The sequence below is a fragment of the Fusobacterium massiliense genome, from assembly GCF_900095705.1.
GTDB classification, from domain to species: domain Bacteria; phylum Fusobacteriota; class Fusobacteriia; order Fusobacteriales; family Fusobacteriaceae; genus Fusobacterium; species Fusobacterium massiliense.
The window spans coordinates 67,683-79,177 of record NZ_LT608324.1 but is presented as its reverse complement, the minus strand read 5'-3'; the positions used below and the strand labels follow the sequence as shown (position 1 = coordinate 79,177).

At 26.5% G+C, this 11,495-nt stretch carries 10 protein-coding genes; 8 read left to right on the top strand and 2 right to left on the bottom strand.

Features of this window, described 5'->3' with window-relative positions; all coding sequences use genetic code 11:
* Positions 1-53 precede the first annotated feature (53 nt).
* On the top strand, positions 54-1,400 hold the full coding sequence (locus BQ2505_RS00380; RefSeq protein ID WP_074015858.1) for an NCS2 family permease: 1,347 nt from the start codon (positions 54-56) through the stop codon (positions 1,398-1,400).
* 181 nt (positions 1,401-1,581) lie between these two features.
* On the opposite strand, the gene BQ2505_RS00375 is transcribed toward BQ2505_RS00380, so the two are convergent.
* Both BQ2505_RS00375 and BQ2505_RS00370 read right to left on the bottom strand, forming a co-directional pair.
* On the bottom strand, positions 1,582-1,959 hold the full coding sequence (locus BQ2505_RS00375; protein WP_074015857.1) for a DUF2752 domain-containing protein: 378 nt from the start codon (positions 1,957-1,959) through the stop codon (positions 1,582-1,584).
* Positions 1,938-2,267, bottom strand: a complete 330-nt coding sequence (locus BQ2505_RS00370; RefSeq protein WP_074015856.1) for a DUF4234 domain-containing protein — start codon at positions 2,265-2,267, stop codon at positions 1,938-1,940. Before BQ2505_RS00370 ends, BQ2505_RS00375 begins: the two co-directional genes overlap by 22 nt.
* Before the next feature lie 167 nt (positions 2,268-2,434).
* Here BQ2505_RS00370 and BQ2505_RS00365 point away from each other — a divergent pair, with 167 nt between their 5' ends.
* The 7 genes from BQ2505_RS00365 (at position 2,435) to BQ2505_RS00335 (ending at position 11,230) form a co-directional block, all read left to right on the top strand.
* Positions 2,435-3,472: a hypothetical protein gene (locus BQ2505_RS00365; RefSeq protein WP_143403509.1), complete on the top strand. Its 1,038-nt coding sequence runs from the start codon at positions 2,435-2,437 to the stop codon at positions 3,470-3,472.
* Between the two features lie 9 nt (positions 3,473-3,481).
* Positions 3,482-4,057 (top strand): dephospho-CoA kinase, encoded by a 576-nt coding sequence (coaE, locus tag BQ2505_RS00360; RefSeq protein ID WP_074015855.1) that lies wholly within the window; start codon positions 3,482-3,484, stop codon positions 4,055-4,057.
* A complete protein-coding gene (locus BQ2505_RS00355; RefSeq protein WP_074015854.1) occupies positions 4,054-6,249 on the top strand; it encodes a peptidase U32 family protein in 2,196 nt (731 codons plus the stop codon). The genes coaE and BQ2505_RS00355 overlap by 4 nt, the downstream gene beginning before the upstream one ends.
* A complete protein-coding gene (locus BQ2505_RS00350) occupies positions 6,250-6,756 on the top strand; it encodes a phosphatidylglycerophosphatase A family protein (RefSeq protein WP_074015853.1) in 507 nt (168 codons plus the stop codon).
* 161 nt (positions 6,757-6,917) lie between these two features.
* Positions 6,918-8,120 carry a CinA family nicotinamide mononucleotide deamidase-related protein gene (locus tag BQ2505_RS00345; protein ID WP_074015852.1) on the top strand — a complete coding sequence of 401 codons (1,203 nt, stop codon included), beginning with the start codon at positions 6,918-6,920 and terminating at the stop codon, positions 8,118-8,120.
* Positions 8,121-8,123: 3 nt separating this feature from the next.
* The gene (locus BQ2505_RS00340) at positions 8,124-8,675 is read left to right on the top strand and encodes a helix-turn-helix domain-containing protein (RefSeq protein WP_074015851.1); all 552 of its coding nucleotides are present in this window, start codon (positions 8,124-8,126) and stop codon (positions 8,673-8,675) included.
* Between the two features lie 11 nt (positions 8,676-8,686).
* Positions 8,687-11,230 (top strand): DegV family protein, encoded by a 2,544-nt coding sequence (locus tag BQ2505_RS00335; protein WP_074015850.1) that lies wholly within the window; start codon positions 8,687-8,689, stop codon positions 11,228-11,230.
* The last annotated feature ends 265 nt before the right edge of the window (positions 11,231-11,495 follow it).

Genomic DNA, 11,495 nt, shown 5'->3' with positions numbered 1-11,495 from the left:
TTAGCCTATTATTTATAATGTATAAAAGTTATAAGATTTTTAAGGGGGAGGAAATGATAGAAAAATTAAGAGGTTATTTTCAATTTGAAGAATATGAAACTAATTTCAAAAAAGAAATAATAGCAGGAACAACAAATTTTTTGACTATGGCTTATATTTTAGGAGTGAATACTATTATATTAAGTTCAGCTGGAATGGATTTTAATTCAGTGTTTTTAGCAACAGCAATTTCATCAGCTATTGCATGTTTTGTAATGGGACTTATTGCAAATGCTCCACTAGGTTTAGCTCCAGGAATGGGTTCAAATTCATTTTTTACTTTTATAGTTGTAAAGTTATATGGTTATTCTTATCAAGAAGCTTTAGCAATGGTCTTTGTATCAGGAAGTTTGTTTCTTTTGCTTTCTGCAACAGGAATAAGAGATAAAATTATAAATTCTATTCCAGAAAATTTAAAACAGAGTATAGGAGCTGGGACAGGTTTTTTTATAGCACTAATAGGACTTGTTAAAGCTGGAATAGCAGTATCACATCCGGCAACACTTATAACATTGGGAAATTTTAGAAATCCTACTGTGCTTCTTGCAGTTTTTGGTTTACTTATTACTATAATTTTAATGAGTAGAAAAATAGATGCAGCTGTGTTTTTTGGTCTTTTAATTACTGCTATTGTTGGTATAGTATTAGGTAATTTTGGTGTTGAAGGAATGCCTAAGTTTTCAAATGAAATTATAAAAGTAAATACTTCTTTAAATCATTTCGGAGATTTTTTTATAGGTTTAAAAAGTTTGGTGGCAAAACCTAAATCAATTTTTCTAATTTTTACATTCTTCTTTGTAGATTTCTTTGATACTGCTGGAACTTTAGTTGCAATTACAAATAAAATAACATCAAAAACTGGTAAAAATTATGAAATGAAAAAAATGTTATTTTCAGATGCTATAGGAACAGTTTTAGGAGCTGTACTAGGAACTTCTACAGTTACAACATTAACAGAATCTACAAGTGGAGTAGCTGCTGGAGGAAGAACAGGAGTTACAGCAATAGTAACTGGTATTTGGTTTTTAATAGCTTCAATTTTTACACCACTTGTTGCAATAGCTTCCCCAATAATGATAAATGGAATGTCTTTTGAACCTGTTATTGCACCATCTCTTATATGTGTTGGAATACTTATGGCAACACAACTTTCAAGTATAGATTGGCACGATTTTACAGCTGCTTCAGCTGGGTTTGTAACAATAATGATAATGATAGTTGGATACTCTATTCCTGATGGTATTGCTGCAGGTTTTATAGTGTATGTTTTTTCAAAAATCTTTACAAAAAATGTAAAAGACATTACCCCAAGTGTATGGGCAATGTTTGTATTATTTGTTTTACATTTTGCATTGAAATAAAAAAGTCTCTTGACAGTATGAGTTCTATGAGCTCAATGAACACAGGCTTTTTTTATTAATATGGACGTCAGAGACAAAAAAATATATTTAATTTATACTTTTCCATATAATAAAAAAATACCCTTGATAGCTGTATGAGTTTTATACGGATATCAGGGGTTATTTTTTTGTATTAATAAAATTATTTAAACATTCTATAAATTCTAGGAAAAATTGCGTTATCATTAAAATCCAAAGGTGGAGTAGTTGGAAAAAACAAAAAAAGTCTAACTATCCAAACTACTATAAAAATTGCACTAATAGTATAAAAAATCTTTTTGTTTTTATAAAATATTAATAAAAAGGGAACAGCCCAAAATAAAGGGTGAAAATGAAAAGCTCCTTTAAAATCTAAATGGAACAGATGTAAATAAGATCTAGTCATTCCACAACTGGGGCAAGGTAGTCCAAAAATATTATAGAATAGGCAAATACTATGCCCTTTAAATTTTATATTTACAAAAAAACTAATTAAAGCTATCCCTATGAAAATTAATATTAATTTTGATTTTTTTGGCATATTTTATTCACTTGATGTTGAGCTAATGCAACAGATATTAACATGAAACCAAATAAAGATAAAATTAAGTAAACAACTCCTTCGTTTTTACCACCAGCATCTTCAACTTCATCACCTAATTTATACATCCAAACAAGAGAATAAATTCCACAAGTTATAAAAGACAATAAAAAATTAGTTCCTGAGTTTAAATTTTTATTGTTTGCTGTTCTTAATTCATTATTTAAGCACCATAACCAAATAATAAAATAAATTCCACAAGTTAAAAATGAAAAGATAATAGCCATGGCAATATTTCGTTGTTTCATAAAAACACCCCCAAAATTAAAAAAATATTATATTTGTTTTATAATATCATTTTTAAATTTTATTTTCAATATTATAAAAAAGATTTTTATTACGATAATAAAATTTGATATATATTGTAAAATATGGTAAATTAATTTATAGTATAAAAATATATTAGGGAGCTAACATGAGTTATAAAAAAATAATTTTAATGTTTTTAAGTATGATATTTTTAGTGTCTTGTACACAAATGACAATAAATTCAGCTAATAGAAGTGCCACAAAAAATGAATATTATGAAGCTTTATCATTACTTGATGAGCCTATTAGAGAAAAAATAGATAATGAAAATTTAGTGAAAAGTTATCAAGAAATTTTTAATAAAGGAAAGATTTACTATAGTGAAAAAAATGATATGCAAAATTTATTCTTGTTAGAAAAATTGTATTTAGACTTGCCTAATAAAATAAAAGATAAATTATTTTCTATTGAAGTAGATGTTGAAAAGCATGAAAAAAATGGGAAAATCATAGCTAATAAATTATTTGAAGAAGCAGGAAAAAGCAAAGAAAATACTTATAAAGAAAAGGTTGCTAAATATAGAAAATATAAAAAAATTTTTGTGTACAACCCTCAAGATAATAAAGTAAAAAATGAGCTAGATAGATTGGATAAAAACATTGAGAAAACATATATCTATAGAATAAATGGAGATGATTATCTTTTAAATAAAGAAATTGAAGATAATATTACCACTGAATTAAAAAATAATAATTTTAAATATTCTAATAAAAATCCAGACTTAGACTTGGAAATAAATTTAGAACTATTGAATTATAATCCAGCCAAGGTAAATATGCAAAGTTTTCCTAGGCAAAATAGAGTTGTATCAAAAGATAATAATGGAAAAGAAGTTGTAGATGTAGTAAACTATATAGAAAATAGATTTACTAATTCAACCGATATAAGAATAAAATTAAAGTATAAATTAATTTCTAATATTAGTAGAGAAGTTATTTTTAGTGGAGAAAAAACATTTGAAAAAGAATATGAAGAAAAATGGAAAACTTACTATGTTATTTCTGGAAAAGTAACAAATAAAATTCCTAAAGATGAAACTGAAAAACCTGTACCATCAAAGAAAAAGATGATATCAGACATAAAGAAAGAGATTTTAAATTATATAGATTCTGATTTTAAAAATTTACCAGTGTATAAAAGATAGGTGAATGATGTGATAATAGGATTAACTGGAGGAATAGCAAGTGGTAAAAGTACTGTGTCTAAGTATTTGAAAGAAAAAGGATATCAAATTTTTGATGCAGATAAGATTGCTAAAGATTTAACTAACGAAGATAATATAAAAAATAAAATAGTGGAAAAATTTGGTTCAAATATTTTGGATAATAATTTTTCTTTAGATAGAAAAAAAATGAAAGAAATAGTATTTAATGATAAAAGTAAATTAAAGCTATTAAATGATATTATTCACCCAGAAGTTTTTGAATTTTATAAAAAGGCTAAAGAGAATAATAAAGAAAATAAAATTCTTATTTTTGATGTGCCCTTACTTTTTGAAAGTGGAATAGACAGTTTATGTGATAAAATATTAGTTGTTATTTCTGACCATAAAATTCAGATAGAAAGAATAATTGAAAGGGATAAAATAGATAAAACTTTGGCAACGAATATTATCAATTCTCAAATAACGAATAAAGAAAGAATAAAAAAAGCAGACATTGTAATAGAGAATAACGGTTCTCTTGAAGAGTTATATGAAAAAATAGAAAGGGTTTGTGAAAGTATATGAAAATTGTAGCACCAGCTGGAAATATGGAAAGATTTTACTCGGCTATTAGTGCCACAGCTGATGAAATATATTTAGGGTTAAAAGGGTTTGGGGCAAGAAGAAATGCAGATAATTTTACTGTAGAAGAAATAAAAGAAGCACTTGATTATGCTCATCTAAGAGGAAGTAGAATTTTTTTAACTTTAAATACTATTATGACAAATAGAGAAATAGAGCTTTTATATCCAACATTAAAAGATTTATATAATCATGGTCTAGATGCAATAATTGTTCAAGATATAGGTTATGCAAAGTATTTACATGAAAATTTTCCAAATATAGAAATTCATGGAAGTACTCAAATGACAATAGGAAATTATCATGAAATAAATTATTTAAAAGAACTTGGCTTTAAAAGAATAGTTTTACCTAGAGAATTGAGTTTTGAAGAAATAAAAACTATCAGAGAAAATACAGATATGGAACTTGAGGTTTTTGTTTCTGGTTCACTTTGTATTTCTGTTTCTGGAAACTGCTATATGAGTAGTTTTGTTGGTGGAAGAAGTGGAAATAGAGGAATGTGTGCTCAACCTTGTAGAAAAGAATATAAAACAAGTTGTGGAGAAAAATCATATTTTTTAAGCCCTAAAGACCAATTATATGGCTTTGATGAAATTCAAAAATTAAAAGAAATTGGAGTTGAAAGTATAAAACTTGAGGGTAGAATGAAAGATGTTAATTATGTTTTTGAAACAGTAAGCTATTTTAGAAATCTAATTAAAGGTATAAAAACAGAAGAAAATACTTCTAAGTTATTTAATAGAGGTTATGAAAAAGGCTTTTTTTATGGAGATAATAAAAATATTATGAATAGGAATTTTTCCTACAATATGGGAGAAAAAATAGGAACTGTTGTTGGAAAAAATATATTATTAGACACAGAAATTATTTCTGGAGATGGAATTACTTTTGTTTCAAAAGATTATACGAGTTTAGGGGGAACATATATTGGAAGAATAAATGTTCTATCTGTGAATGAAGAAAGAAAAATTGCTTATAAAGATGAAAAAATTATATTAAATTATCCCGAAGGAACGAAGTATATTTTTAGAAATTACAACAAAAAATTAAATGATATTGTCAGTAAAAATTTAAAAATATCTGATAAAAAATTAGCTATAAATTTCAAAATATTAGCAAAATTGGAGCAAAAAATTGAACTTTTAGCTTTTATAAAAGATGAATATGAAAATAAACTTTTAGAAGTAAAAGAAATATCAGAAATAAGTCCACAATTAGCACAAAAAAGAGCTACAACTGAAGAAGATATTATTAGTAAGTTATCTGAAATAGGAGATAGTGAATTTTCAATCGACAACATTGAATTAGATATTGATAAAAATATCTTTATTCCCTTGTCAGAATTGAAGACTTTAAAAAGAAATATAGTTGATAAATTTAGAGAAAGTTTAATTTCTTTTTATAGAAGAAATTTAGATGATGATTTGAAGAAGTTAGGAAAGAATTATTACAATATAGAGATTGAAAAAGATGAGCCTAAAAAACTTGAAATAAGATGTATAGTTAGCAATGATGAGCAGGAAAATTATTTAAAAGAAGTTCAAGATAATTTTTCAATAAAATCTATTTACAGAAGGACTTATGATTTAGCTAAACAATCTAATTTAAAAAAACATAACTTAGATAATAAATTAGCATCTAATTTTTATGAATTATTAGAAAATAATAACTCAGATGTTATGTTGAATTGGAATTTAAATATAGTGAATAGCTATACTATAAAAGTTTTAGAAAATATAAATAAATTGGAAAGTTTTATTATTTCTCCTGAAATAAATTTTTCAAAAATTAGAACTTTAGGAAAAACTAGATTAAAAAAAGCTCTTTTAATCTATTCTAAGCTTAAAGGAATGACTATTGATGTAGATTTAAATAATTCAGAAGATATAACTATAACTAATAAAGAAAACGATAATTTTATCATTAAAAGAAATGAATATGGAACAGAGCTATTTTTAGAAAAAGCATTAAATATTATAAATATAATGGAAGATATTGAAAAAATGAATGTAGATATAGTAGTTCTTGAATTTACGACTGAAAAAATCGAAGAAATTTCTAAAATTTTAAAGCAATTAAAAACAAAAAAAGGAGTTTATAGAGAATATAATTATAAAAGAGGGGTATATTAAATGTCTGACAAAAATTATAAGTTAATTAGAAACTTAGGGACTTGGTTTGGTTTAGGAGATATTCCATTTATGCCAGGTACTTTTGGAACTTTAGGTGGAATACCAATTTTTATTTTTTTAACATATATAAAAAGATTTTTTATGAATATAACTTTGTATAATTCTTTTTATTTGATTTTCCTTGTAACTTTTTTTGCTATATCAGTTTATGTGGCTGATATATGTGAAAAAGAAATATTTAAAAAAGAAGACCCACAGTCTGTAGTTATAGATGAAGTTTTAGGTTTTCTAACAACATTATTTTTAATTAATCCAGTTGGAGTAAAAGAGACGATGATTTCTATGGGACTAGCTTTTATTATTTTTAGAATACTAGATATAACAAAGATAGGACCTATTTATAAATCTCAAAGTTTTGGAAATGGTGTAGGTGTTGTTTTAGATGATTTTTTAGCAGGAATTATAGGAAATTTTATTCTAGTTTTTATTTGGACAAGATTTTTTTAACTTAAGGACTTATTTTACTCTATAGGAAAGTATAAAATTAAATAATAAAAGTTAGTCTCTGGCGTCCATATTAGTTCGAAGAGCCTATGTTTATTGAGCTCGTAGAACTCATACGGCTGTCAAGAGACTTTATTTATGAAAAAGGGGGAGAGTAAATAAAAATGAAAGCTGCAATATTACTTGTAGGAACAGAATTGTTAAATGGAGCTACAGTGGACACTAACAGTATTTACATAGCTGAAGAGTTAAATAAATATGGGATAGAAATAGAGTATAAACTCATTGCAAGAGATGTTATTGGAGAAATAAAAAAATCTTTAACTTTTTTGAGAAAAAATGTAGACCTTATTATAACAACTGGAGGCTTAGGGCCAACAGATGATGATATCACAAAAGATGCTATAGCAAAATTTTTGAAAAAAAAGCTAATTATTGAAGAGAAAGATAAAAATGAATTATTAAAAAAATATAAAAAAGTTAAGATTACTCGTTCAAATTTAAAAGAAGTAGAAAAACCTGAGGGAGCAATAATGTTTTCAAATGATGTTGGTATGGCTCCGGCAGTTTATATCGATGGTATAGTTTCTTTTCCTGGATTTCCAAATGAGTTAAAAAATATGTTTCCTAAATTTTTAAAATATTATGCTAAGGAAAATAATTTAAAAAGCCAAATTTATATTAAAGATATTATTACATACGGTATAGGAGAAAGTATTTTAGAAAATAAAGTAAAAGATTTATTTACAGAAGATGGAATTTTTTATGAATTTTTAGTAAAAGACTATGGAACCTTGATTAGACTACAAACAGATAGTAAAAATAAAAAGAATGTGGAAAAAATTGTAAAAAAATTATATAATAGAATATCTGACTATATTATTGGAGAGGATACAGATAGAATAGAAGCTTCTATTTGTAAAATTTTAAGAGATAATAAGTTATTGATTTCAACAGCTGAATCTTGTACAGGTGGGATGATAGCAAGTAAATTAATAGGAGTTCCAGGAATTTCTGAAACTTATAAAGAGGGAATAGTTTGCTATAGCAATGAAACAAAAATAGAAAAACTTGGAGTAAAAGCTAAAACCTTAGAAAAATTTGGAGCTGTCAGTGAAGAAGTAGCAAGAGAAATGTTGCTTGGGTTAAATACCGAAGTAGCAATATCCACAACAGGAATTGCAGGACCTGATGGTGGAACAAAAGAAAAACCAGTAGGCTTAGTCTACATTGGAATAAAAGTAGGGAATGATATACAAATTTTTAGAAAGGAATTAAATGGAGATAGGAATAAAATAAGACAGAGAGCAACAATGCATGCACTGTATAATTTATTAAAAATATTAAGTAAAAGGTACGGTAAATAAAAAATGACAATAGGTGAGAAATTAAAGAAAACTAGGAACGATAAAGGAATGTCACTTAGAGAACTTGCAACTAAAGTGGAATTATCTGCAAGTTTTTTATCACAAATTGAACAAGGAAAAGCTTCACCATCAATAGAAAATTTAAAAAAGATAGCACATACACTTGATGTTAGAATTAGTTATCTTATAGAAGATGAAGAAGATGATATAAGGAATATCGAATTTATAAAAAAAGAAAATATGAAATTTTTAGAAAGCAAAGACTCTAATATAAAAATGTGTATACCACTATCAAATAGCAAGGAAAAAAATATGGAACCTATAATTTATGAAATAGGAATCGATGGAGAAAGTGGTAGAGAATTTTATAGCCATGGTGGAGAAGAATATATCTATATAGTAAGTGGTGAATTAGAAGTTTATGTAGCAAATAAAAAATATAAAATGAGTGCTGGGGACAGTTTGTATTTTAAATCTAGTTTAAAGCATAGATTTAAAAATGTTTCAAAAAAAGAAGTAAAAGCACTGTGGGTGGTTAGTCCACCAACATTTTAAATGGAGGTATAATGAAAATAGAAATAAAAAGTTTGACACCTGTGAGATTAACAAAATTATTCATTGCAGCAAGCAGATGGCTTTCTAAATATGCAGATGTACTTAATGATTTGAATGTTTATCCTGTTCCTGATGGAGATACTGGTACTAATATGTCTATGACATTGCAATCTGTTGAAAATGAATTAATAAAATTACAAAATGAACCTAAAATGGAGGAGTTAGCAGATATAATTTCTGAAGCAGTCCTTCTAGGGGCAAGAGGAAATTCAGGAACAATATTATCACAAATAGTTCAAGGATTTTTGAATGTAGTGAGAGATAAAGAAGAAATAGATATTTCAACAGCTGCAAAAGCTTTTGCTGAAGCTAAAGAAAAAGCATATAAAGCTGTTAATGAACCAGTTGAAGGGACAATGCTTACAGTTATAAGAAAAGTTGCTGAAGCAGCTGCTGAATATGATGGACCTAAAGATGATTTTATTCCATTTTTAGTGCATCTAAAAAATGCAGCAAGTATAGCTGTTGAAGAAACTCCTAACCTTCTACCTAAATTAAAAGAAGCTGGGGTTGTTGATGCTGGAGGAAAAGGAATATTTTATGTGTTAGAAGGGTTTGAAAAATCAGTTACAGACCCAGAAATGTTAAAAGATTTAGAAAGAATTGCTAAATCACAAGTTAATAGAAAACAAAAACTAGAATACATAAATAAAAACGAGATAAAATTTAAGTATTGTACAGAGTTTATAATAGAATCTGGAGACTTTGATTTAGATGAGTATAAGGCTAGAATAGGGAAATTAGGAGATTCTATGGTTGTTGCTCAAACTAAGAAGAAAACAAAGACTCATATCCATACTAATAATCCTGGACAAGCTCTTGAAATAGCTGGTTCTTTAGGAAATTTAAATAACATAAAAATTGAAAATATGGAGATTCAACATAATCATGTTTTGATAAATGAAAAAGAATTAAATGGTCTTCATAATACTGTAAATACTAAAGAAACTAGTGAAACTGTAAAAGAAGATAATTTTATCTTGGAAGAAAACAATATAGAAAAAAACATTGCAGTTTATGCCATAGCTGATAATAAAAAACTTGCAGAATTATTTATTAATGATGGAGCTAGTGCTGTTTTAATTGGTGGACAAACAAAAAATCCATCTGTGTCAGACATTGAAAATGGATTAAAGCAAATAAAAGCTAAGACGATTTATATATTACCTAATAATAAAAATATAATTTCAAGTGCTAAGTTGGCTGCCGAAAGAGACGAAAGAGATATTATTGTAATTGAAAGTAAAACTATGCTAGAGGGATATTATTTTATAAAAAATAAAAGTATACCTTTAGAAAAATTGTTAAGACAATTAACATTTAATAATTCTGTAGAAATTACAAAAGCAGTTAGAGATACAAAAATAAATGATATAGAAGTTAAAATTGGTGATAGCATTGCTTTAGTAAATGGAAGTTTTTTTGATAAAGCTGAAAAAACTGAAGATTTAATAAAGAAAGTATATGAAAAATATGCTACTGACAACACTCTTAGTTTAACTGTTGTGTATGGTAATACAGCAACAACAGAAGCAAATAATGAATTAAAAACAAAAACATTTAGAAAGTTTTTTGAATATAATGGAGAGCAAGAAAATTATTCTTATTACTTATATTTTGAACAAAGAGATCCTAGTTTATCAAAAATAGCTATCTTAACAGATTCAGCTTCAGATTTAACACCTGATATGATAGAAGGGTTAGATGTTACAGTTATCCCTATAAGGTTGAGAATAGGAGAAAGTAACTATAGAGATGGAGTAAATTTAAGTAAAAAAGAATTTTGGCGTAAACTACTTACAGAAAAAGTTATTCCAAAAACTGCACAACCTTCTCCTGCTGAGTTTAGAGACTACTATGAAGAATTATTTAATAAGGGTTATGAAAAAATAATTTCTATCCATATTTCTAGTAAAATGAGTGGAACTCAACAAGCAGCTAAGGTTGCAAAAGAAATGTTAAAAAGAGAAAAAGATATCATAATAGTTGATTCTAAATCAGTTACTTTTGCTCAAGCACATCAAGTATTAGAAGCAGCAAAAATGGTTAAATCTGGAATGAAATTGGAAGATATCTTAGCTAGATTATATGAACTTACAGATATGATTAAAGTTTATTTTGCTGTTAGTGATTTGACATATTTAGAAAAAGGTGGAAGAATAGGGAAAGCCTCATCTATTATAGGAAGTATCTTGAAAATAAAACCTGTTTTAAAAATTGAAGATGGAGAAGTTACTCTTGAAACAAAAACTTTTGGAGAAAGAGGAGCTATATCTTATATGGAAAAAATTATAAAAAATGAAAGTAAAAATAGTTCATATCTTTACACTGCTTGGGGAGGAACTAATAACGAATTACAAGTTACAGATACTTTGAAAAAGGCAGCTGAAACTTTTAGAAGAATTGAATACAAAGGAAGATTTGAAATAGGAGCTACTATTGGGACTCATAGTGGGCCTGTTTTTGGAATTGGAATTGTATCAAAAATAAAATAAATATTTTTGTTAGAAAAAAAGTAATAATAAGAACTGCACATAAAATCTTTGTGAAAGATTGAAAGTGCAGTTTTTTTTATTGTATAGGAAAGTATAAAAAATAAATAGAGAAAATTAGTCTCTGGCGTCCGTATTAGTTCGAAGAGCCTGTATTCATTGAGCTCGTAGAACTCATACGGCTGCCAAGAGACTTTTTTAATTTTCTATAGAAAAATATAATTTTAAAACTGAAAATTAGGTAAAAAATTAATCTTAAAATTGTAAT

Bases quoted from the DNA above. Each gene is read 5' to 3' on its own strand.
- BQ2505_RS00380 (WP_074015858.1), top strand. From the start codon at position 54: ATGATAGAAAAATTAAGAGGTTATTTTCAATTTGAAGAATATGAAACT.
- BQ2505_RS00375 (WP_074015857.1), bottom strand. From the start codon at position 1,959: ATGCCAAAAAAATCAAAATTAATATTAATTTTCATAGGGATAGCTTTA.
- BQ2505_RS00370 (WP_074015856.1), bottom strand. From the start codon at position 2,267: ATGAAACAACGAAATATTGCCATGGCTATTATCTTTTCATTTTTAACT.
- BQ2505_RS00365 (WP_143403509.1), top strand. From the start codon at position 2,435: ATGAGTTATAAAAAAATAATTTTAATGTTTTTAAGTATGATATTTTTA.
- BQ2505_RS00355 (WP_074015854.1), top strand. From the start codon at position 4,054: ATGAAAATTGTAGCACCAGCTGGAAATATGGAAAGATTTTACTCGGCT.
- BQ2505_RS00350 (WP_074015853.1), top strand. From the start codon at position 6,250: ATGTCTGACAAAAATTATAAGTTAATTAGAAACTTAGGGACTTGGTTT.
- BQ2505_RS00345 (WP_074015852.1), top strand. From the start codon at position 6,918: ATGAAAGCTGCAATATTACTTGTAGGAACAGAATTGTTAAATGGAGCT.
- BQ2505_RS00340 (WP_074015851.1), top strand. From the start codon at position 8,124: ATGACAATAGGTGAGAAATTAAAGAAAACTAGGAACGATAAAGGAATG.
- BQ2505_RS00335 (WP_074015850.1), top strand. From the start codon at position 8,687: ATGAAAATAGAAATAAAAAGTTTGACACCTGTGAGATTAACAAAATTA.